This window comes from Synechococcus sp. JA-3-3Ab, from assembly GCF_000013205.1.
Lineage (GTDB): Bacteria > Cyanobacteriota > Cyanobacteriia > Thermostichales > Thermostichaceae > Thermostichus.
Genome location: NC_007775.1, coordinates 1,354,567 through 1,376,745, shown reverse-complemented (window position 1 = coordinate 1,376,745; position 22,179 = coordinate 1,354,567). Strand labels below are relative to the sequence as shown.

Annotated in this window: 18 protein-coding genes, 3 tRNA genes, 1 other RNA gene and 1 pseudogene; 10 read left to right on the top strand and 13 right to left on the bottom strand. The window is 58.9% G+C overall.

Features of this window, described 5'->3' with window-relative positions; all coding sequences use genetic code 11:
* Positions 1-8 precede the first annotated feature (8 nt).
* The 3 genes from CYA_RS06440 to glnA form a co-directional block, all read right to left on the bottom strand.
* Positions 9-737 (bottom strand): SDR family oxidoreductase, encoded by a 729-nt coding sequence (locus CYA_RS06440; RefSeq protein WP_099834908.1) that lies wholly within the window; start codon positions 735-737, stop codon positions 9-11.
* Positions 738-803: 66 nt separating this feature from the next.
* Entirely contained in the window at positions 804-1,583 is a 780-nt protein-coding gene (locus tag CYA_RS06435; protein WP_148203186.1) for a hypothetical protein, read from the bottom strand.
* A 133-nt stretch (positions 1,584-1,716) separates the two neighbouring features.
* Entirely contained in the window at positions 1,717-3,141 is a 1,425-nt protein-coding gene (gene glnA / locus CYA_RS06430; protein ID WP_011430212.1) for a type I glutamate--ammonia ligase, read from the bottom strand.
* A gap of 372 nt (positions 3,142-3,513) precedes the next feature.
* Here glnA and trxB point away from each other — a divergent pair, with 372 nt between their 5' ends.
* A complete protein-coding gene (gene trxB, locus CYA_RS06425) occupies positions 3,514-4,944 on the top strand; it encodes a thioredoxin-disulfide reductase (protein WP_011430211.1) in 1,431 nt (476 codons plus the stop codon).
* 66 nt (positions 4,945-5,010) lie between these two features.
* On the opposite strand, the gene purL is transcribed toward trxB, so the two are convergent.
* Positions 5,011-7,311, bottom strand: coding sequence for a phosphoribosylformylglycinamidine synthase subunit PurL (gene purL / locus CYA_RS06420; protein WP_011430210.1), 2,301 nt, complete (start codon positions 7,309-7,311; stop codon positions 5,011-5,013).
* A 139-nt stretch (positions 7,312-7,450) separates the two neighbouring features.
* Here purL and CYA_RS06415 point away from each other — a divergent pair, with 139 nt between their 5' ends.
* Positions 7,451-8,020, top strand: coding sequence for an RNA-guided endonuclease InsQ/TnpB family protein (locus CYA_RS06415; RefSeq protein WP_011430209.1), 570 nt, complete (start codon positions 7,451-7,453; stop codon positions 8,018-8,020).
* Here the strand turns inward: CYA_RS06415 and CYA_RS14420 are convergent.
* The 3 genes from CYA_RS14420 to CYA_RS15735 all read right to left on the bottom strand — a co-directional run bounded on the left by CYA_RS14420 (position 8,005) and on the right by CYA_RS15735 (position 9,439).
* Positions 8,005-8,951 (bottom strand): IS630-like element ISSoc15 family transposase gene (locus CYA_RS14420; RefSeq protein ID WP_148203185.1). Its coding sequence is split into 2 segments (ribosomal slippage): positions 8,005-8,615 and positions 8,615-8,951, totalling 948 coding nucleotides; the frame shifts between segments, so codons are not numbered across the junction. The two genes, CYA_RS06415 and CYA_RS14420, sit on opposite strands and share 16 nt — an antisense overlap.
* 33 nt (positions 8,952-8,984) lie before the next feature.
* On the bottom strand, positions 8,985-9,257 hold the full coding sequence (locus tag CYA_RS06400; RefSeq protein WP_049749748.1) for an IS200/IS605 family element transposase accessory protein TnpB: 273 nt from the start codon (positions 9,255-9,257) through the stop codon (positions 8,985-8,987).
* Complete coding sequence (locus tag CYA_RS15735) at positions 9,185-9,439, bottom strand: hypothetical protein (protein WP_369781492.1); 255 nt, start codon at positions 9,437-9,439, stop codon at positions 9,185-9,187. Before CYA_RS15735 ends, CYA_RS06400 begins: the two co-directional genes overlap by 73 nt.
* A 351-nt stretch (positions 9,440-9,790) precedes the next feature.
* On the opposite strand from CYA_RS15735, the pseudogene CYA_RS14700 reads away from it, so the two are divergent.
* The 4 genes and pseudogenes from CYA_RS14700 to CYA_RS06385 form a co-directional block, all read left to right on the top strand.
* Positions 9,791-9,926: pseudogene (locus CYA_RS14700) on the top strand (IS200/IS605 family transposase); the annotation flags it as partial.
* 128 nt (positions 9,927-10,054) lie between these two features.
* The gene (locus CYA_RS06395) at positions 10,055-10,291 is read left to right on the top strand and encodes a DUF3148 domain-containing protein (RefSeq protein WP_041438293.1); all 237 of its coding nucleotides are present in this window, start codon (positions 10,055-10,057) and stop codon (positions 10,289-10,291) included.
* Between the two features lie 203 nt (positions 10,292-10,494).
* Entirely contained in the window at positions 10,495-12,078 is a 1,584-nt protein-coding gene (gene serA / locus CYA_RS06390) for a phosphoglycerate dehydrogenase (protein ID WP_011430204.1), read from the top strand.
* A 43-nt stretch (positions 12,079-12,121) separates the two neighbouring features.
* Positions 12,122-13,435 (top strand): bifunctional folylpolyglutamate synthase/dihydrofolate synthase, encoded by a 1,314-nt coding sequence (locus tag CYA_RS06385; protein WP_228375485.1) that lies wholly within the window; start codon positions 12,122-12,124, stop codon positions 13,433-13,435.
* 62 nt (positions 13,436-13,497) lie between these two features.
* Here CYA_RS06385 and CYA_RS06380 read toward each other — a convergent pair.
* Positions 13,498-13,571 (bottom strand) — tRNA-Pro (locus CYA_RS06380).
* A gap of 305 nt (positions 13,572-13,876) precedes the next feature.
* On the opposite strand from CYA_RS06380, the gene CYA_RS06375 reads away from it, so the two are divergent.
* Positions 13,877-14,077, top strand: a complete 201-nt coding sequence (locus tag CYA_RS06375) for a hypothetical protein (protein ID WP_041438291.1) — start codon at positions 13,877-13,879, stop codon at positions 14,075-14,077.
* Between the two features lie 328 nt (positions 14,078-14,405).
* Here CYA_RS06375 and CYA_RS06370 read toward each other — a convergent pair whose 3' ends face one another.
* Positions 14,406-14,852, bottom strand: coding sequence for a hypothetical protein (locus CYA_RS06370; RefSeq protein ID WP_011430201.1), 447 nt, complete (start codon positions 14,850-14,852; stop codon positions 14,406-14,408).
* A 157-nt stretch (positions 14,853-15,009) separates the two neighbouring features.
* On the opposite strand from CYA_RS06370, the gene CYA_RS06365 reads away from it, so the two are divergent.
* Positions 15,010-15,082 (top strand) — tRNA-Arg (locus tag CYA_RS06365).
* On the opposite strand, the gene CYA_RS06360 is transcribed toward CYA_RS06365, so the two are convergent.
* Positions 15,083-17,728: a PAS domain-containing sensor histidine kinase gene (locus CYA_RS06360; RefSeq protein ID WP_011430200.1), complete on the bottom strand. Its 2,646-nt coding sequence runs from the start codon at positions 17,726-17,728 to the stop codon at positions 15,083-15,085. It abuts the tRNA gene before it with no gap.
* An 839-nt stretch (positions 17,729-18,567) separates the two neighbouring features.
* Here CYA_RS06360 and CYA_RS06345 point away from each other — a divergent pair.
* Positions 18,568-20,586 (top strand): primary-amine oxidase, encoded by a 2,019-nt coding sequence (locus tag CYA_RS06345; protein ID WP_011430198.1) that lies wholly within the window; start codon positions 18,568-18,570, stop codon positions 20,584-20,586.
* Positions 20,587-20,720: 134 nt separating this feature from the next.
* Here CYA_RS06345 and ssrA read toward each other — a convergent pair.
* Positions 20,721-21,122, bottom strand: a transfer-messenger RNA (tmRNA) gene (ssrA, locus tag CYA_RS14080).
* 100 nt (positions 21,123-21,222) lie between these two features.
* Between ssrA and CYA_RS06340 the strand changes: the two genes are divergently transcribed.
* Positions 21,223-21,294 (top strand) — tRNA-Lys (locus CYA_RS06340).
* Positions 21,295-21,296: 2 nt separating this feature from the next.
* On the opposite strand, the gene gatC is transcribed toward CYA_RS06340, so the two are convergent.
* Positions 21,297-21,590 carry an Asp-tRNA(Asn)/Glu-tRNA(Gln) amidotransferase subunit GatC gene (gatC, locus tag CYA_RS06335; protein WP_011430197.1) on the bottom strand — a complete coding sequence of 98 codons (294 nt, stop codon included), beginning with the start codon at positions 21,588-21,590 and terminating at the stop codon, positions 21,297-21,299.
* 67 nt (positions 21,591-21,657) lie between these two features.
* On the bottom strand, positions 21,658-22,179 hold the full coding sequence (locus tag CYA_RS06330; RefSeq protein WP_011430196.1) for a photosystem I assembly protein Ycf3: 522 nt from the start codon (positions 22,177-22,179) through the stop codon (positions 21,658-21,660).

Below are 22,179 nucleotides of genomic sequence, written 5' to 3'. Positions count from 1 at the left end.
GGCAAGCCTTAGAGAAACTGGTGGCTTTCCGGCTGCAACACCACCTCGTTGGGCACGGCATTGGCAGGCATCGTCAGGACAAAGCGAATCGCCTCGGCAGCCGTGGCAGGGCTGAGCATTTTGTCCCGCTGCACCTTGAGGCTGATGGGATCCCAGAAGGGGGAGTCGATGCCGCCAAAGTAAAACAGAGTAAAGCGTACCCCAAAGCGCTTCAGCTCGTCAGCCATGCACTTGGTAAAACCGACCACGCCAAACTTGGCAGCACAGTAGGCAGAGGCCATGGCCATGGGGTGGCGGCCCAGAATGCCGGGGAAGTTGAGGATGTGGCCGGATTTTTGCTCCCGCATGGCGTTGGCCGCCAGTTGGCTGGTGTAGAAGCTGCCCTTGAGGTTGACCGCCAGCATCCGCTCCAGCTCAACAGGGGTAATGTGCTGGGCAGGCTTGAGGATCCCGGCTCCGGCCAAGTTGATCACCACGTCGATCCGCCCGTGCCTTTGGAGGGTCTGGTTGACCAGGGCCTCCGCCTGAGCGTAATCCGTCACATCGGCAGGGATCCCCAGCCCGGAGGCAGCCCCCAGGGACATCGCTTTCTCCGCCAGCGTGCGCAAGGGATCCTCTCGCCGCGCCGCCAGCACCAGATGGGCTCCGGCCTGGGCCAGGAGAGGCACAAGGGCGCTGCCAATGCCCCCTGTGGCCCCTGTAATGAGAACAACCGCCTGGGACAATGAGGAAGACACGTTACGTTTTTTAAACTCTTCCTCTCATCATACCCAGGGAGTGGCCTTGAGGGACGATCCAGAGAGTTAAACCCGACGCAACCGCAGTCGCTGCACCCATTCTTCCCCAAAGCGCAGCCAGTCTGCCATTTTTTCTGGAGTCACCGGTGGTGGGTAATCCCGCCAAATGACAAGCTGCGGCCCGAAGCCCTCCGCATAACAAGGAGGATGCTGCTCCAAGAAGTTGAGGAAACTGGGGTGGAAGCGCAGGCGAATCTTAGCCTCATCTTCTCCGCGCAAAAGGTAGCGGCGAGAAAAGTCGGGATGGTTCTCGAAATTAATATCCTGCATGCCAAAAGCTTTAGCAACGTCGTGGAACAAGGGAACTTCTGGGTGCAGCCGAAAATGAGGTAGCCGTAGGTCTTCGCAATAGGCCCAGAAAACAGAAAAGTAATACTCTCTCTCTCTTCTTCTTCTGGAAACCTTCCAGCTGTAGTCAAAGATGGCGATTTCGGTTCCATCGTTCAGTCGTTCGAACATCGAGTTGTAGAAACGAGCGCCGCTTCGTTTTCTGGAAGCCTTCCAGCTGTAGTCAAAGATGGCGATTTCGGTTCCATCGTTCAGTCGTTTGAACATCGAGTTGTAGAAACGAGCGCCGCTTCGTTGGAATAGCTCAAAGCCAGCCTGAAGCAAGCGGGAGCGGATCCCTTCGGGTAGCTCTGCTGAAAACGACATGCCCAGGCTCCTGGCCACCTGCTCCAAAGCTTCCCGACGCTTCTTCTCTAGATAGTCAGCTAGATAGACAACAAGCGCCAGAAGGCCTAAGAGAATAAGGACCCAAATAATAAGAGCTATAAGCCATCCCATCCAAACCCCCCCTGAGTTTGTAAACTCAGCACCCCCATCCAGAGTACCATAGCAGGCACAAAAAAGGGATCCCTCCAGCAAGAAGGGATCCCGTTCAAAAGCCTTGGCCGAGAACTAATAGTTTAGATGAGAATCAGGCGTCGAAATAGAGCGCGAACTCGTAGGGGTGAGGCCGCAGGTTGATGGGGTTGATCTCGTTGTCAATTTTGTACTCGATGTAGGCCTCGATGAGATCTTCGGTAAAGACACCTCCCTCCAACAAGAAAGCGTGATCCTTCTGCAGGCTTTCCAGAGCATCCAGCAGGGATCCGGGCGTGGAGGGGATCTTGGCCAGCTCGTCTGGCTCTAGATCGTAGATGTCTTTGTCCAGGGGCTCGCCGGGGTGGATCTTGTTCTTGATCCCGTCCAAGCCGGCCATCAACATGGCCGAGAAGGCGATGTAGGGGTTGCAGGTGGCATCGGGGCAGCGAAACTCCAGCCGCTTGGCCTTGGGATTTTTGCCCGTGACCGGAATGCGAATGGAAGCCGAGCGGTTGCCCTGCGAGTAGGCCAGGTTTACCGGCGCCTCAAACCCGGGCACCAAGCGCTTGTAGGAGTTGGTGGTGGGATTGGTGAAGGCCAGGATGGCCGGGGCGTGCTTGAGCAGGCCGCCGATGTAGTAGAGAGCCGTTTCGCTGAGATCGGCATAGTTGCCCTCTTGGTAGAACAGGGGCTGACCGTCTTTCCAGAGGGACTGGTGCGTGTGCATGCCGCTGCCGTTGTCATTGAAGAGGGGCTTGGGCATGAACGTCACCGTCTTGCCGTGCTTGCGGGCCACGTTCCGGATCACGTACTTGTAAATCATCATGTAGTCGGCAGCCGTGATCAGATCGGCAAAGCGGTAGCCCAGCTCCCCTTGCCCGCCGGTAGCCACCTCGTGGTGGTGCTTCTCGATAGGCACCCCCAACTTGGCCATCGTCAGCAGCATCTCGGTGCGGAGGTCTTGATGAGCATCGGTAGGCGGGACGGGGAAATAGCCTTCTTTGTAGCGCGGCTTGTAACCGAGGTTGCCGCCTTTTTCCTCCCGGCCTGAGTTCCAGCGGCCCTCAATCGAATCTACGAAGTAGTAGCCGGCATTTTGGGTTTGGTCAAACCGCACATCTTCAAAAATGAAAAACTCTGCCTCTGGGCCAAAGTAAGCCGTGTCGGCAATGCCGGTAGACTGCAGATAGGCAACCGCCCGCGCCGCCAGGCTCCGCGGACAACGGCTGTAGGGCTGGCCAGTGCGCGGCTCGATGATGTTGCAGATGAGGCTGAGGGTGGGCACTTGAAAAAATGGGTCGATCCAGGCCGTCTTGGGATCCGGCACCATGTACATGTCCGACTCGTTGATCGCTTTCCAACCCCGAATGCTGGATCCGTCGAAAGGGATTCCCTCGCGGAAGGTTTCTTCAGTGATCATCGAGGGGTGGAAGGAGACATGCTGCCAGGTGCCGAAGATGTCCACAAACTTGAGATCCACCATCTGGACATCGTTGTCCTGGATCATCTGAAGCACTTCTTGGGGCGTGGATGCCATTACTCTCTCCTGATTGGGTTGCGGTTGAGACTGGGGTAATCAAAGGTAGACGGGATCCCCACGCTTCGACTTGAATGAGCCAAAAGCGCTCACCCATCCTAGAAAGGCCGATCTCAGCATTTTGTAGTTTCTGATACGAAATTGCCCTGGCTTTGGCCTTCTGCTCCAGAGGTTGGCCATCGCGCCTCTCAGCCAGGCGTTTCTGCCCTGTTGTCCTCCAGACAGAGACAAAACCCTGTCCCCCTAGCTAGAGGAAAGCGAAAATGGGACTAACAAGCTCCAGCCTCGCCGAGGGTACCAGCTCGTGTTAGGCTAAAACGTAGTCGTTATGAGTTTGGTTTAGTTTTCAGCAACAGCAAGGAGCGACATCGGATGACAGAGCAAAGTCGGGTTGAGAACGTGGTGATTATTGGTTCTGGCCCTGCTGGGTTTACGGCGGCCATTTATGCCGGGCGTGCCAACCTGAAGCCGGTTGTGTTTGAGGGGTTTCAGGTGGGCGGGATCCCGGGCGGGCAGTTGATGACCACCACCGAGGTGGAGAACTTTCCGGGTTTTCCCGAGGGCATCAGTGGCCCCCAACTCATGAAAAACATGCGTGCCCAGGCGCAGCGGTGGGGGGCAGAGCTTTACCCCGAGGACGTCACCTTTGTGGATCTGAGCCAGCGGCCTTTTGTGGTTCGCTCTGACGAACGGGAAGTGCGCACCCACAGCCTGATTATTGCCACCGGGGCCACGGCCAAGCGCCTGCACTTGCCCGGAGAGGAGATCTACTGGAACCGGGGCATGTCGGCCTGCGCCGTCTGCGATGGGGCCATGCCCATGTTTAGGGGGGTGGAGCTGGTGGTCATTGGCGGCGGCGATACCGCCTGTGAGGAGGCCACCTACCTGACCAAGTTTGGATCCCATATCCACATGCTGGTGCGCAGTGGCAAGATGCGGGCCAGCAAGGCCATGCAAGACCGGGTGCTCAACCACCCCAAGATTACCGTCCACTGGCACACGGAGGCGGTGGAGGTTCTGGGCGACGGCCTGCGCCTGACGGGGGTGAAGGTGCGCAACAACCAGACGGGCGAGATCCGGGAGATGGCAGTGGGCGGCCTGTTCTACGCCATCGGCCACAAGCCCAACACCGACTTGTTCAAAGGGCAACTGGAACTGGATGAAGTGGGCTACATTGTCACCCGCCCAGGATCTGTAGCCACCAGTGTAGAGGGCGTGTTTGCCGCCGGGGATGTGCAGGATCACGAGTTTCGCCAGGCCATCACCGCTGCCGGCACCGGCTGTATGGCGGCCATGCTGGCGGAGCGCTGGCTCTCCGAACACGGCCTGGCACAGGAGTATCACGTCGTCCCTCAAAGCCATCTTGAGCCCGCTTCTGCCTCTGCTGTCGAGGTAGAGCCGGAGGGAGACTCGGCTGTTGAGGAGGCCAGTTTTGAGCAGGAGGTGCAAGATGACCTCGACTTCAGCCAGACCTGCCACGAGGGGAGCTATGCCCTGCGGCGGCTCTACCACGAAAGCGATCGCCTGCTGATGGTCAAGTACACCGCCCCCACCTGTGCCCCTTGTCATGCCCTCAAGCTGATCTTGAACAAGGTCATCGAAGAGTTTGCCGACAAGCTGCATGTGGTGGAGATCGACATCGAGAAAGACCCGGAGATCGCCGAGGCAGGGGGGGTCACCTGCACGCCGACGGTGCAGTTTTTCAAAAACAAGGAGCTGGTGGCTCAGGTGGTGGGTGTCAAGCCCAAGTCCCACTACCGGGAGGTGATCCAGGCCAATTTGTCTGAGGCAAAATCAGCTTGAGGTAGTCCCCCTCACCCCCGGCCCCTCTCCCAGCCCCTCTCCCTGAGGGAGAGGGGAGCTAGGCGGCTAGTCGGCAAAGGCGCTGTAGTATGCACCCTGCAGGGCGGCCAAAGAGACTGACAACAGGGGATCCCCTTCTGCCGTTGTCAACACCAACGGATCCGCAGGCCCGCCCACCTGTCCTAGAAGCTGCCACTGGCCGGGGAGCTGCGACTCTAAGTAGGCTTCCCAAGGAGAGCGCTGGGCTGGATCGACGGAAACGAGGATGCGGCTGGATCCCTCGCCAAAGAGGGCCTGATCCCAGGGCAGGGATCCAGGAGCTAGGGAGACGCTGGCGCCGCGGCCCCCACTCAGGCAGGCTTCTGCCAAGGCCACCGCCAGCCCTCCCTCGCTGCAGTCGTGGGCGGAGCGCACCCACCCCTGGCGGATGCCGTGGCGGCAGGCCCCTTGCACGCGCTTTTCCAGCTCCAGATCCACGGGGGCAGGACGACCCGTGACCTTGTTGTAGATTGCCGCCAAATACTCGCTGCCGCCCAGGCTGGTGACGGCCTGGGATCCCAAGAGGTAGACGAGATCCCCTTCTTGCTGCCACCCCTGGCCACAGATGAATTTCAAGTCCGGAATGAGGCCCACCATGCCGATGACGGGGGTGGGGTAGATGGCCTGGGATCCCTTCTCGTTGTAGAGGGAGACGTTCCCCCCCGTAACCGGCGTGCCCAGGGCGCGGCAGGCCTCGGCAATCCCCCGACAGGCCAGGGCCAACTGCCAGTACACCACTGGGTTTTCCGGGCTGCCGAAGTTGAGGTTGTCGGTTATGGCTAGGGGATCCGCCCCCACGCAGGAGAGGTTGCGGGCGGCTTCGGCCACGGCGGCCTTGGCCCCCTCGTAGGGATCCAAATACACCCAGCGGCCATTGCCATCTAGGGTGGCGGCAATGGCTTTGCGGGCAGCCTGCAGAGGGGGCACCTCGCCCACGCCAAATTTTTGGGAGCGGATGCGGATAACCGCCGCATCTCCCTGTCCCGGCCAAAGGACGGTGTTGTTTTGCACCTGGTGGTCGTACTGGCGATAGATCCAGGCTTTGCTGGCCAGGGTGGGGCTTGCCAAAAGCTGTAGCAGCACCTGCTCCCACGCCAGCGTTTTCTGGGGTAGGTGGATCCCTTGCCGGTCGCAGGGGGGAAGGGTACTGGGATCCCATTGCCAGGCTGCCTGCACATACTCCGGCGGCTCTGGCAACAGGGGGCGGACGTAAACAGGAGTATCCTCCGCCAAGGCCCGCGCCGGCACCCTCACCACGCAGGATCCCTGGTGCCAGATCTCCACCAGCGGCTCGGCAATGACTTCTCCGGCCACGCTGGCCTGCAGGCCCCAGCGATGGAAGATCTCCATTACCTCCGCCTCGCGGCCTTTTTGCACCACCAGCAGCATCCGCTCCTGGGACTCCGAGAGCAAGTATTCCCAAGCCGCCATGCCGCTTTCCCGCGCCGGCACGCGGTCGAGGTCAAAGCGGATCCCCACCCCTCCTTTGGCGGCCATCTCTGCGGTGGAGCAGGTGATCCCGGCTGCCCCCATGTCCTGGGCCGCCACCACCGCTACCGTGGCAAAGGCCTCCAGACAGGCCTCGATGAGACATTTGCCCAGAAAGGGATCCCCCACCTGCACCGCCGGCCGATCCTGCTGCGCGTCCTCCTTGAGCTCGGCGCTGGCAAAGCTGGCCCCGCGGATCCCGTCCCGGCCGGTGGTGGCGCCGACGTACAAGATCGGGTTGCCCACTCCCCGCGCTGCCGACTTCACCACCGCCGGCGTCTCCAGCAGGCCCAGGGCCATGACGTTGACCAGGGGGTTGCCGCTGTAGCAGGGATCCACCGCCACTTCCCCCCCCACCGTGGGCACCCCCACGCAGTTGCCGTAGTGGGCGATCCCCTCCACCACCCTGGCCATGAGGCGGCGGTTGCGGGGATCCGTGAGCGGCCCAAAGCGCAAAGAGTTCAACAGCGCAATGGGGCGGGCGCCCAGGGTAAAGATATCCCGCAGGATGCCCCCCACCCCGGTGGCCGCCCCCTGGAAGGGTTCCACGGCGGAAGGATGGTTGTGGGACTCGATCTTAAAGGCCAGCCAGTCCCCATCCCCCAGATCCACCACGCCGGCATTTTCCCCCGGCCCCACCACCACCCGCTCGCCCGTGGTGGGAAAGTGCTTTAGCAGAGGGCGGGAGTTCTTGTAGCAGCAGTGCTCCGACCACATCACCCCAAACATGGCCAGCTCGGTGGGGTTGGGATCCCGGCCCAGTTGCTGCTGGATCTGGCGGTATTCCTCTGGGGAAAGGCCGTGGGCTTTCAGGTCTGGCGGGGCAGAAGCGGAGGTCATAGCGTTCAAGGTTTACCTAATTCGCCAGGAAGGCCTGCCCTGTACCCCCCTATATCCCCCCGTACACGGGGGGACTGGGGGGCCGGTCAGGGTCGGGATGAATGGCGAAGACACTCATGAACAGATATCGTAATCTCATGTGCGAATTGCCTACCAGTACCGCTTGCGCCCTACTTCTAGCCAAGTCGCCCTAATGGGTGAGTGGCTGGAGTTGTTGCGTAAACAGTACAACTATCGCTTGGCGGAGCGCTTCCGCTGGTGGGAGCAAAATCGCTGCGGTATCCATGCTTGCTCCTTAACGGTCTGTCATCTGCCTGAGTTGAAGGAGCAGCCCGACTTGTACTCGCAGCAGCGGGACTTGCCCAATACCAAGGCTTTGTTTCCTGAATACCGAGAGATTTATTCCCAGGTGCTCCAAGACTGCATACGGCGGGTACAAAGGGCCTTTGATAGATGGATCAAAGGTGACTCCAACGGCAAGCGGGCAGGAAGGCCGAGATTTAAGGGTGTTGGGCGGTACCGCTCCTTTACCTTCCCCCAAATGAAGCAGGACTGCATTCGAGGGAAGTTTATCCATCTGCCCAAAATTGGGCCGGTTAAGCTGATCCAGCACCGTCCTTTGCCCGACGGTTTTACGATCAAGACTGCTACCGTTACCCGCAAGGTTGATGGGTGGTACAGCCTGTTAAGGGCTCAAGGGGTACAATAGCAGCACTTAGCAAACCAACTTCGGAAGGAGGATGGATTGATCAGTAGTAAAGAAGTCTTCACTATCTGCTCCATGCTATATTTCCCAATTCTGCAAAGCTGCCGAATAAAATGCTTCAACACCGACCACATCATCTCAATGGGATTCAACTCCGGCGCATACACAGGCAAGTATAGGATTCGTGCTCCTGTACCCCTAATCAATTCCTCAACTTCCCGACTCTTGTGGATATTTAAATTGTCCATAATCACAACCTTCCTCGCATCTAGCTTCGGACATAGCTCGCTTCTCAAAAACTCCAAAAAGTCTCCTTTCTTCATCCCACCCTTGATGACACGACAGCCAACTACACCTCTCAAGGAAATAGCTCCAATAACCGTATACTTTTCACCCTTGTATCTCTGACGATAATGATAAGCCCGTTGACCACGTAAACTCCGAGATACTCCCCGCTCCATTCCCTCCCAGACCCCTGTCTGGTCGAGGGCAATCAAATCCTCTGCTGGAATATCCCTGACTTCTTGACTATAAGCTAGTCGTTCTCTTTGCACCTCCTCTTCTTTGACTTTTGCACTGCGGTAGGTCTTTTTTTTAAAGTCATTCCTTGCTTTTTCAAGAAATTATGTATCGTGACGATGCTTACATTGATTCCTAAGCGCTCGCGCAACAGTTCTTGATACTGCCACAGGTAGAAGTCTGGGTGTTCTGTAATAATTGCCATCACTTCCTGCCGATGTTGTTCCAAAATGCCCACTCGCTTGGTGCCTGCTTTCTTAGGGGCTAAATCTTGAGTTTGTTGGTACTGACGCACCCAGCGGTGTACTGTTCTTTTGGTCACCATGAAGCGTTTAGCTACCTGGCGGATGGAGGTGTTACCTGCCTGGTAGGCTGCTACAACTCTTTGCCGCAAATCCAAAGAATGAGTCGGCATTCCTTTCTCTCCTTCCTCTTGAATACCTGTACCCTATTTTAAATTAAAAGGCTGTAGCTCATCTCCATCTAGGAAGCTTGCCTGCGAGCTGTACGCCTCCTCTACCTCAATAAACTCCATGCCATAATGCTGACATAATTGCGCAATACGCTCCTTGAACCGACCTGTTGGAATGAAAACAAAGTTTTGGTTATTGACCTTCCCTAAACCGCATTCTTTGTTCCAACCAAAGACTATTCTCCCAATTGAGTGGTGCAAACAGAAGTCAATGACCTTGCCCGCAGCTTTGTGGATTGCATCCCGCATCCGCCGGTTTCCGTAATTCGGTCAAGCTGCTGCAACCAAAACCCCGGCAGCTTGTGAGTCTTGAGCCTAGCCAGCTCCTTGTTGTGCCACTGGTTAAAGGACTTGACTTTGCGGCCATCAATGATGAAGCTATGTCCTAAGTTGCTAACGCACGTAAGCCAGTTGTTGACTCCGTGGTCAATTGCTAGAGCTTTTCTCGGATCCAGCGATTGGGGTCGAGCAGGCTTGGCATAGACCCACTCCAGCTACAGACTTACAGGCCTGTTGCGCGGCGGAAACATACATTGCGATGAAGTGCTTGCTTTGGGTTCTCCCCATCTCAGCACAAAGCTCACCATAGCTTGCCCATCGCTTCGTTTTGAAATAGACTTGTCTCGCATAGTACAAAGCACAGTTGTACACCTTATTAGACTGTTGACACAAGTACTCTAATAGGGGGACTAGCTCCCTGTTCCTGACTCGAACCTGCTGACAGCCGCACTCCATCATTGTTGGCAAGCGGCATGACAACCGCAGTCTGACATGGGCAAGCGATAGTACGAGAGGAAAGTCAACGGTACAATCACTACAACCATGCTGTGGGGCTAGCGGTTGTTTATCTTATTTTTTGGCCAAAGAGTAAGGAAAGAGGTCTTGGTAGGAGAAGTCAGGGACAGGTTGTTTGAGCTATGAAACTATATCAACGACCCCCATCATGGGTAAGCGACCAAAGTCGCTAGCGGGCTTTTCCGCCCCGCACTCAAGTGCGGGGCTACCAAGCTATCCTTTTGTTGTGTAGCGTCGATGCTTGTGGGGTCATGTCTGAAGCTCAAGATTTGCTGCCGGTGGGGGCGAGGGTTGAGGTGGTAGAGATGCCTCCTTACTTGAAAACGGCTGACCCGATGCCGATGTTGCGCCCCGCCCATTTGATTCGGCTGCACGAACAAGGGGTGATCTTGCAGCGGCGGCTGTTGGGCACCTACAGTGTGCAGTTTGCCAATGGCATCTTTTTAATTGACGGCAAGTACCTGGCTCTTGTGGGATCCCGCCCGTGAGCGCCCCATCTCCGCCGGAGCTCAGGAGACTGGGACTTTTGCTCTTTGGGAGCTGCGGGTCTTGCGCGTGCCGGCGGACTTTCGCGGTAGATTAAAGGGTGCCGGCTGAGGTTGGGTCAACAGGGTGGCTGGGATCCAGCCTAGCTTGCAGTATTGGCTCTTCTGCTTCTGTTGCCCTACATCCGATTAGGCTATCGTCGCTTATGCCCAGAGTTATCGTCACGGATCCCATCGATCAGGCGGGGATCGACATCCTCTCCCAAGTGGCCCAGGTGGATGTGCAAACCGACCTTACGCCGGAGCAGTTGATCGCGGTCATTCCCAACTACGACGCCATCATGGTGCGCTCCGGCACGCGGGTCACCCGCGAGGTGATCGAGGCGGGGACGAACTTGAAAATCATCGGTCGGGCGGGGGTGGGCGTGGACAACATCGACGTGGCTGCCGCCACCAAAGCTGGGATCCTGGTGGTCAACTCCCCTGAGGGCAATACGATTGCTGCCGCCGAGCACGCCATCGCTCTGATGATGGCCCTCTCCCGCCACATCGCCGATGCCAATGCCTCTCTGAAAGCGGGCCAATGGAAGCGGCAGGAGTTTGTCGGGGTAGAAGTCTACAAAAAAACGCTGGGGATTGTGGGATTGGGTCGCATTGGATCCCATGTGGCCCAGATTGCCAAGGCGATGGGGATGCGGCTTTTGGCCTACGATCCCTACCTTTCGATGGAGCGGGCGGAGCAACTGGGGGTGCGCCTAGTGGATTTCAAAACCTTGGTGCAGGAGTCAGACTACATCACCCTGCATGTCCCCAAGACCCCTGAGACCACTAACCTGTTCAACGCTGAGACCTTCCGCATGATGAAGCCGACCGCCCGCCTGATCAACTGTGCCCGCGGCGGCTTGGTGGACGAGCAAGCCCTTTATGAAGCTCTCAAGTCCGGCCAAATTGCGGGGGCGGCCCTGGACGTCTTTGCCGACGAGCCCCTCAGCAAAGACTCACCTCTCCTTTCCTTGGGCAAGGAGATCCTGCTGACACCTCACCTGGGGGCCTCTACCGAGGAGGCGCAGGTCAACGTAGCCATCGACGTAGCCGAGCAGATCCGCGATGTGTTGTTGGGGCTGCCTGCCCGTTCTGCCGTGAACATCCCTGGCCTGCAGGCGGAGGTGCTGCAAAGCCTCAAGCCCTACCTGGACTTGGCGGAAACTTTGGGCAACTTAGTGGGCCAGTTGGCGGGGGATCGGGTGAGCCAGTTGGAGATCCGCCTCCAGGGATCCCTTGCGGAAAAAGATGGCCAGCCGATCGTCATCGCCGCGCTCAAGGGGCTTTTGACGCTGGCTCTGCGGGAGCGCGTCAACTACGTCAATGCTTCCATCGAGGCCAAGGAACGAGGCATTCGCGTGGTGGAGACGCGAGATCCCTCTTTGAAGGATTACTCCGGATCCCTGACGTTGATTGCCCACGGCCCCAATGGGGTGCGTTCCGTCTCGGGGGCGCTGATTGGGGAGCGGGAGGTGCGCATTACCCAGATCGACGAGTTCCCGGTCAATGTGCCGCCTTCGGCCAACATGCTGATGACCTTGCACCGGGATATGCCGGGGATCATCGGGCGGATTGGCACCCTGCTGGGGGCCTACAACGTCAACATCGCCAGCATGCAGGTGGGGCGCAAGATCATCCGCGGCGATGCGGTGATGGTGCTCAGCCTGGATGATCCCCTGCCGGATGGAATCCTAGAAGAGGTGCTCAAGCAGCCGGGCATTCGCGACGCTTTTGTGGTGAACCTTTGACAGCTTTTGGCGCCAGTGAGGAAGTGCCGAGTTGAGGTGAAGCTTGAGCCTGAATACCCTGTCGCCAATGGGTGGGATCTCAACCTGGGATTGGCCTGGGTTTCTGGAGTCGCTGGGCCACTTTGGCGTCGATCTCAGCCTGGATCGCATGCAGGTTCTGCTGCAGCGCCTGGGCCAGCCGCAGGCGGGGATCCCAGCCATCCACGTGGCCGGCACCAACGGCAAGGGATCCGTCTGCGCCTGGGTCAGCCACGCGCTGTGGGCGGCGGGCTATCGCGTCGGTCGCTACACCTCTCCCCACCTGGTCAATTGGCGGGAGCGGATCTGGCTGAGCGGCGAGTACATTTCGCCAGGCGACTGGAGCCGGGTGTTGGCCCAAGTGCGAGATTGCCTGCAGACCTACGCTCCAGGCGAGGCTTCCCCCACCCAGTTCGAGGCCATTACCGCCGCTGCCTGGCTGTACTTTCGGCAGCAGAAGGTGGACATTGCCGTGATGGAAGTGGGGCTGGGGGGGCGGCTGGATGCCACCAACGCCGGCATCGAGCCGGTAGTGACCGCCATTACCTCCATCGGCTGGGATCATTGGCAGCGTCTGGGCAACAGCCTGGCGCAAATTGCCTTTGAAAAAGCCGGCATTCTCAAGCCGGGGATCCCGACTGTGTGCGCGCCCCAACCCCCTGAGGTGATGGCCGTGATCCGGGCTAGAGCCGAGCAGACGGGCAGCCCCCTGCGGGTGGTGGAGCCCCTGCACTGGGCCGGTCCTCAGACTGTCTGCTGGCGGGATCAGGTGCTTACCCTGCCTCTTGCCGGTGAGGTGCAACTGATCAATGGGGCGGTAGCTCTGGCCGTTGTGGAGACCCTGCAGGAACAGGGTTGGCGGATCCCAGATGTCGCTGTCGAGAAAGGATTTGCCCTCACCCGTTGGCCGGGTCGCCTACAGTGGGTGCAAATTGGCTCCCGCCAGCTGCTGCTGGATGGGGCCCACAACTTGCCCGCCGCCCAGGCGCTGCGCCGCTACCTAGATGAGCACCAGCCCGGCCCCCTCACCTGGTATATGGGCATTCTCACCACCAAAGACGTCAAGGGCATGCTCGCCACCCTGCTGCGGCCGGGGGATCGCTTCTTCGCCCTGCCCCTCTTCGGCCACGCCGGAACCCATCCGCAAGAACTGGCCCACCTGGCCCAGATCTTGCAGCCCCATCTTCGCTCTGTCCAGGCGCTGCCGGATCTTGCCGCTTTACAAGCCCAACTGCAGCAGCCGGCTGACCTCGACGAGCCGCCCGCGGTTATCTGTGGATCCCTATACCTCTTGGGCCAGGTGATGCAAGCTTGCCTGGGATGGGATCTGGCCTGCTGAGGTTCCTGCCACCAGTTTGGCCGAGCGCTCGGAGACCCCTAGCGCTTCCCCTACCGGCCCCATCGGGATGACAGGATTTGAACCTGCGGCCCTCTGCTCCCAAAGCAGATGCGCTACCAAGCTGCGCTACATCCCGCTCTTGTAATTATGGCAGATGATCAGCTAGAAAGCGCAGGAGCCCCGCCCTGTACCTCCCTAGATCCCCCCGCCCCCCTGCCCCCCGTATATGGGGGGTTGGGGGGGAAGGGGGGCGGTCGGAGCCGGGTAGTGTACGCCAGAGACGAAGAAAGTGTAACGATTTCTCCAACAATTTCGCCGATGTTCTTTAAGAGATTTTGGGGAAGCCAGACAAACTTTTGCGTTATCTGACAAGAAGGTGAAGGAGAAGGGGAGGTTCTGGCTCCTGCGGTAGAAAGGTAGTGGGGCGAGTTGGCCTTGTCTATGTCCGATGAGCTGCTGCGTGCAATCCGCAGACGCGACCTAGAGGCCGCCACCTCAGCCGTGCAGCGCTTGCGTTCCCGCCACCTGAGCGAGGCTGTGATTACCTCGATGGTGATGGTGGCCGTGGAGCGACTGGCCTGGGATGAAGGCGATCGGGCTGCTGCCAGTTGGTTGCTACGTCACTGCTCCAGACGGCGCTGAAGGGATCCGGGCCGAGCGAACGCCTAAAGCACCTGCTGCTCGCGGAGAACCTCGGCCAGCAACCCCGCCAGGGAAGCGGCGATCCCGACCATCGAACACTAGCTCTGCCGTATTGCCCTCCCGGCCAAGGATGAGGATCCCTGGACGGAACACCTCCAGATTTTCAGCTAGAAACCGCAGGAACCCCCCCTATCCCCCCGCCCCCCTGCCCCCCGTATACGGGGGGTTGGGGGGGAAGGGGGGGCGGTCGGAGCCGGGTAGTTTACAGACGAAAACTCATTATGCTCTATCCCTTCCCACCGTCTATACGGTGGGAAATTCCGCGCATTTAAGTGCGCGCCAGCCAGCGCCGCAGCGGATGCCAGGCGGGCAAAGACAAAATCCAGCGGGACTGGCGCTCCAGCATCAAGCGCTCAATAGGATAGAGCCCAAACAGCTCGTAGCGGCTTTGGGCGATCAAGATCCCCAGCGTGAAGCTGACGCAAAGCAGCAAACCAAAGGTGGGCCAGCCGGGCCGGTAAAATAGGGCATAGCGCAGGCCTGTCCAGGTGAAATGGTTCCACAGGCGAACAATATCTGCCCGCAGCGCCCAAAGGCTGGGGATCCCGACCAGCAGCCACAACAGGCCCAGAAAGAGGAAGCTGCCGCCATGGTAGAGGCGCAACAGGCGCCTGGCTGGCGGAGAGAGAGATTCCAGGCCGGGAGGGTTTTCCGACCCCCAGCCGCGAGCAGCCTTCTTTTCCTCGACTGAGCTAGGATCGCGAGGCGATGACATCGAGATCCCGGTTCTCCAAACCAAGACCTTGTCATGATAACTTTAGCGACTGGGATCCCCAAACGAAGCTCCTTGGGGGGCATTAAGAGAGCGGGTTAAGCCGCGTAGCCGACCTCAGGGAGGAAACTCCTCCAAGGATATAATGGCTCTGCAGCTTGCCTTGCTAGCTCAATGGATAGAGCACCGACCTTCTAAGTCGATGGTTGCAGGTTCGAGTCCTGCGCAAGGCGCTAGGTGGATTCGCCTGGGATCCCGGCTTGTGGCGTTCGACTTTGAGAGGGGCACCACACTCGAAAGATGACTTGGCCAGAGTGACTTGCCACCGTCAGGGATCCCTCCAAGATCTCCATAGCCTTTTTGGCCAACGCCAGGCCCAGGCCCGTTCCCCCGGCCTTGCGGCGATCCAACTGCGGGATACGGTAAAACTTCTCAAACAAGCGGGGCAGCGCCTCTGGAGGAATTTCCACCCCTGTATTGCCCACCTCGATCAGCCAGCCGGGACGGCCCTGTTGATGGCTCTGGCTAAAGCGCAAACAGATGCTTTCCCCAGCCGGCGTGTACTTGCAGGCGTTGTTCAAAAGTTCGCCCACCACCCGCGACAACAGGCTCTCATCCGTGCAGAGGGGCAAAAGGTCGGGATCCCATTCCACCTGGAACTGTTGGCCCTGCTGGGCAGCTCGCAGCCGGAAGGGCTCGGAAAGATTGGGGATCCACTCTTGAGGAGATAACCAGGTCAGCTTGAGATCCCTATTTCCGGCTTCAATAGCTTGCAATTCCAAGAGCTCGTTGATCAAGTCCAGCTCGCGGTTGGTCTCCATCTCCAAAATCTGCAAGTAGCGCTGTTCCCGCTCGGTCAGGTTGGCCCTCGATAAAAACCCAATCGCCAGCTTCATGTTGGTCAGAGGCGTGCGCATCTCGTGGGAGACCATGTGCAGAAACTCGTCCTTGAGGTGGTTGAGCTCCTGCAACTGCTGCACCTGCTGCTGCACGGTTTGGTAAAGCCGAGCCTGGCGAATGGCAATTGCACATTGGCCGGCCACCCGCTGCATCAGGCGTTGCTCCCGCTCGCCAAACACCTGCCCCGGCGGACGGGATCCGCAAATATTTCCCAAAAGCAGCGAGTCTTTTTGCTGGCCTGTTCGATCCCGCAAATCGCAGATGGGAACCACCAGCAGGGTATGGCGCTCGTAGCCGGGCCAGCAGGGGTGGCCAAGGTTGCTGAAATAGCAGAACTGCCCACCCCGAAGCTGCTGGAGCACCTCGGCAAAATCGGCAAAGGGGATCTCCAGGGGAAAACGGCGGATCCCTTGGTCGGGCCGATAGTCCACCGCCAAAACGCTGGCCTGTCGTTCTGGGTCGTGCAGGGCAATCCTGCAGCCGGAAAGACCCAGCCTGAGGGCCAGTTCTTGCGCCACGGTTTCCAAAATCTTTTGCTCGTCTAGGCTGGAGCGAATTTCTTCCGTGATCAGTTGCAGCAGGGCCTCGTCTTCGTAGGCTTGCTGCAGTTGGCCGTTGCGCACCCGCACTTGGTAATCCAATTCGGCGTTGGTTTGCTGCAGCTTTTGATAAAGTTCGGCCTGGTGGATGGCCACTCCCAGGTGATCGCCAATCGCTATGGCCAGCTTGATCTCCTCCGCTTGCCAGTCCGGCTCAGAGATCAAGCGCCCTAGGGCTAGGGCGCCCCAAAGCTTTCCTTGGCAGGCCACGGGGATCCCCAGCCAGGGGCCGAGTTGGTGGTCTTGCCTTTCCTGCAGCGCAAACGAATCGGCAACCTGCTGCGGATCCCGCACGTGAAAAACCTGCAGCCGCTTCAACTGCTGGATGGCTGGGATCTCTGGATCATCCGGTATGCGCAGGTGAAGGAAGCTGGGCACCTCAGGAGAGCGGACATGGCCGACAATGGCCACCCACACCCGCTCCTCAGGTAGATATTGGTAAAGGGTAACCCGCGCTGCCTGCAAAACCTGGCCTACTTCCTGCACGGCTACCTCAAAGAGGGTCGGCAGATCCAGGGAGCCGTTGATGGCTTGCATCAGCCGGTTGAACAGTTTTTCCCGCTGCACCTGTTGCTGCAGCTTCAGCTCGGCTTGCTTGCGGGCAGTAATATCCCTCACCATCACCAGCATTTGCTCGTTCTCGAAAGGCACAAAACGAGCCTGCCGATACTGAGGCTCAGAAGAGCATTCCGTCCAGCAGTACTCCATCTCCTGGATTTGCTGGGTGGCAAAGGCCAGCTCCAGATGCTGGCGAACGGCTTGGGCTTCCCCAGGGGGAAACAGCTCTTCCGGGGTTTTGCCCAAGTAATGGTCGGGGGGATACTGCGTCGGAAAGTTGCTGGGGGGCTTGATCTCCAAACATCGGCCCTGGCGGTCGAGGCGAAAGAGCATGTCGGGCAAAGCTTCCAGCATCTGCCGATAGTGGCACTCCCGTTCGGCCAAAGCCGCCTCCAGTTCCTTGCGCTCGGTGATGTCCAGCGTTACGCCCACAACATGGCTGGGATCCCCTTTCGGCCCCAGCAGGACAACCCCCTGGGAAAGCTGCCAGCGCATCTGGCCGTCGGCCTGGTAAACCCGATATTCCACCGAAAAGTTGGGATCCCCCTCCGTCGCCCTGCGCCCCGCCGACTGCAAAGCTTCCTTCACCCTTGGGCGATCTTCCGGGTGAACCCGCTCAAAAAACATCTCCAGGGTGAACTCCTCGCCGGGATCCCGTCCGTATTTGGCCTTGCACTGAGGCGAACTGCTCAGCTCCCCGCTGCGCAGATCCAGTTGCCAGTAGCCCAGTTGGGTGGCTTCCAGAGCCAAATAGAGATGCTCTGGATAAAAGCCGCTGTCTCCTGGCCCCACCGGCACCAGACGGTATCGAGTTGAAGCCATCTCCCCCCACCAAAACGGTTGGTTATTCCAGAAGCCCTGCCTCATTGTGGACGATTTTCATTAGGGGGATCCTCCTGTCGGAAATCCTTAACTTTAGGCATAATTTCAGCACACTGTTCAGGGATGTATTGGGGGACACGAACCTTAAACCCAAGCTAAACTTCAAATTCGCGGGTGGGGGTTGTCGAAAGCGGCGGTGGGCTCTGCGGGGCAGGGCTTGTGGCCGAGGGGGGAGCCTCTGCTATAGTGATGAGCAGTTGCGCCTTGGATCCCAACCCTGGGGATCCCTCCGACAGGTGGGGTTAGGGCAAGCCGAAATGGGTTCGGGTTTGAAAAGAGAGTGGCGCCAGATAAGCCTCTTCTTGGTGGGTTTGCCCTCAGCCTGCGTGAAGCGTTTATTCTTTTTTATGCTGTCCTGTGCCACGTCTGGCCTAAAGCAATTGCTGCTGATTTTGAGCTGGGATCTCTTCCCCCGGAAGCCTATAGTTAGTTTCTGGAGATTGTTCGATATTGTTCGGTTTGCGTTGGCGCGGCTGCCCTCTTCCTTTGGTTAGCGGGCGGGGATCCCCCTCCGGTTGGCTGATTTACGAAGCCGCATTCTTCCTGGCATCCTTTGGTCCTGTTCTCTTGCTGGCCGCGTTTCTCGAAACTGCCGGCTGGCGACAGCGGCCAGCCGAGGAGCGATTTGTCCCGCTGCCGAGATTCTCCCCTGCCCTGTTTTGGTTGGTTGATGAGCTCGCTCAGAACACCTGCGCTGGCGGGCAGGGGGATCCCTGCGGCATTTTTCAACGGATCGTCACCCAGTCAATCCATTTTCTGTAGAATTCAAGGTTATTTCTGTGATTTGTGAACTTCCGCGAAGTCCTCAGTCTGCTCCGCACGATTCGGAGCGCTATCGACATCGCCCGTCGAGGGGCTCTGCTTCCCGGCTGGAGTGGCCCAGCCACCCTCTGGATCCCCTAAATGGCGAAGAAATCCGGGAAGTGGTCAAAATCCTGCGTCAGGAGCGCCCTCTTGCTTCCCGCTGCCGCTTCGTCACCATCCAACTGCAGGAGCCGGAGCGGCCTTGGATGGAAGCGTGGCAGCCGGGCCAGCCCTGGGATCGGCAGGCGTTTGCGGTGCTGTTGGATCCCGCCGAGGGCAGCACGTATGAGGCGGTGGTCTCCCTCTCCCGGCAGCAGGTGTGCTCTTGGCAGCTCGTCCCCGGCATGCAGCCGCCCCTTTTGGACGATGAGGTGTACGCCTGCGACCGCCTGCTCAAGGCGGATCCCCAATTCCTGGCCGCCCTGCAGCGGCGGGGCATTGCCGATGTGGAGCGGGTGATGGTGGACTACTGGACGGTGGGCTACTTTGGGATCCCGGAAGAAGAGGGGCGGCGTCTGGTGCGGGGCCTGTGTTTCCTGCGCACTTCTCCTTACGACAATGGCTATGCCCGTCCCATCGAGGGCCTCTACCCCTGGATCGACCTCAACCAAATGCAGGTCGTCAAGGTGGAGGATCGCGGCCCCTGGCCTCTGCCCCCGGAAGATGGCAATTTCGACGAGATCTTCTTCAAAGAGTTTCGCCAAGATTTGAAGCCTTTGGAAATTACCCAGCCCCAAGGGGTGAGCTTCCAGGTGGAAGGCCATCACATCCGCTGGCAGAAGTGGGATCTGCGCATCAGCTTTAACCCCCGCGAGGGGCTGGTGCTGCATCAGGTGGGCTATGAGGATCAGGGCCGGCTTCGTCCTATCCTCTACCGCGCTTCGGTAGCCGAGATGGTGGTGCCCTACGGCGATCCCCGCGATCCCCACTGCCGCAAGAACGCCTTTGACGTGGGGGAATACGGCATCGGCATGCAGGCCAATTCCCTGCGCCTGGGCTGCGACTGCCTGGGGGAGATCTACTACTTCGATGCCTGGCTGCCCAGCAACAGCGGCGAGCCCATGCTCCTCAAAAACGCCATCTGCATGCACGAAGAAGACTTCGGCGTGCTCTGGAAGCACACCGACTGGCGCACGGAGCGAGCCCAGGTGCGGCGCTCGCGGCGGCTGGTGCTCTCTTTCTTTACCACCATCGGCAACTACGACTACGGCTTTTTCTGGTACTTTTACCAGGATGGCACCCTGGAGTTCGAGGCCAAGCTCACCGGCATTATCAACACCTGCGCCACCCTGCCGGGGGAGGAGCCGGAATTTGGCGTCTTGGTGGCGCCGCAGCTCTCTGGTCTCAACCACCAGCACTTTTTCACCGTTCGCCTGGACATGGCGGTGGATGGGCCGGGCAACTCCCTCTACGAAGTGCATGCCGAGCCGCTGCCGCCGGGGCCGGATAACCCCTACGGAAACGCCTTCCGCGCCCGCTCCACCCTGCTCAAAACCGAGCAGGAAGCTAAGCAAACGGTGGATCCCTTGCGGGGGCGCTACTGGAAGATTGTCAACCCCAACCGCCACAATCGCCTGGGGCAGCCGGTGGCCTACAAACTGATGCCGGGGGAAAACGTCCAGCTTTTGGCCCACCCCGACTCTTGGCTGTACCGACGGGCAGGATACCTGGCCCACCACCTCTGGGCCACGCCCTACCATCCCGGCGAGAAGTTCCCAGCAGGGAACTACCCCAACCAACATCCCGGTGGCGAAGGGCTGGTGCAATGGACGCAAGCGAACCGCTCCCTGGAAAACACCCGCCTGGTGCTCTGGTATAGCTTTGGCTGCAATCACTTCCCCCGCACCGAGGACTGGCCAGTGATGCCGGTTAGCTACATCGGCTTTATGCTCAAGCCCCTGGGCTTCTTTGAGTGCAACCCGGCTTTGGATGTGCCCCCGCCTCCGCCAAAGATCAAAGGCTGCTGCAGCTTGAGTCATTCCAACCAGCAGTGAGCGCCATATCCACCCCCTGTCCCTCATCGCGCTGACCGAATCGGGATCCAACGGATTTGGGTGGGCTGTCAAGAATATCAAAAAGCCCAGAAGCCTTGCTGTGTAGGAACTTCTGGGCATTGTTCAACTTTGGGAAATGGAGCTGACGGGAGTCGAACCCGTGTCCGAGATGGGTACTGAGGGATCACTCATTCACAGATTTAGCCTCTTTGACCCTCGAGGCGGGGAGCGCCGCTTGGATCCCGGCGATGGGAGTTCTCCGCCTAATCTTAGTCTCTCCCTCGACGGAGCCAGAGTAGAGAGCTGCACCCGTTGGGGCTGTGATCCGCCCACTTAACGGGGTCGTGAGCAGATCCTCGAGCTCAGAGTAAGTTTTCGGTTACTGAGCCTTAGGCAGCCAAAGCAGCCGCTTTACGAGCAAAGGGTACGACGTTGTTCGCACGTACTTTTTTGAGCCTGGTGGTAACGGGATAAGCTCAATCCCGACCTGCCTCATGAACCCATGTTCGCCACCCCGTCGAAACCGTTACAGCCCCAGGGTTGACTTGAGTCCAGCATAGCAAGATTTTTGGGGATACGGCCAGAACCTTTGCGAATGTGACAGAAGCTTTGCTAATATGACAAAACTGCAAACTTGGGTCGGTAGCTCAGCGGTAGAGCACTCGGCTTTTAACCGATTGGCCCAGGGTTCGAATCCCTGCCGACCCATGTCAGTCTTCCCCTTCCAAAATGCGGGGCACCTTGAAGAACATGTCTGCCCGGTCAGGGGCGTTGGCCAGGATCCCTTCGATATTGGGGTAGGGCTCCACTTGGTCGGGGCGAGTGGGCAGCTCCGCATCCAGCACATGAAAGGTGGGCTCTACCCCTTCCGTATCCAGTTCTTTCAGTTGCTCCACGTAGGCCAAGATATCGGCCAGTTGCTCGGTAAACTGGATTTCCTCTTCTTCCGTAAGCTCCAGCCGCGCCAGGTGGGCAACATGTTGCACCTCTTCTCGTGTCAGCATCCTTCCTTTCCGCCAGCAGGTTTGACTTCTGGTCAATCTAGCTGAACTGGGGTACTTGGGGGAAGACTCAATACAGCTCCAGGTTGGCGCGTCCCGTGGTCTTGAGCCAGTTTTGCGCCTCGATGTAGTTGTTGGGGGCAATGCGAATGGCGCGGATCCAGTATTGAGCCGCCTCATCGAACAGGGCCTCTGCCGTCTCCTCATCCCCGGCCTGCAGGCTCTGCTCGCCCTTGTGGTGCAGCAAGACGGCAATGTTGTTTAGGGCAGAACAGAGGCGGGGGTTCAGCTCCAGGGCCTGGTGGTAGTACTCCAGGGCTTTGTCCAGTTCGCCATTGCTCTGGTAGATCAGGCCCATGTTGTAGAGGATGTAGCTGCGGTCTTCGTCGTCTTGCTCCAGGGCCAGGGCTTCTCGGTAGTTTTCTAGAGCCTCGGCATATTCTCCCTCGCTCTGGGCCGCCATGCCGTCCCGGTAGTAGGCAAAGGCCTTCTTCTGCTCAGGACTCACCCCCGGCATCAGCTTCAGGATCAGGTCAGCCATGACGGTGAAGGTTTTGTCGATGAAGTTGTCGTTCTTCATGCTGCGCGGCAT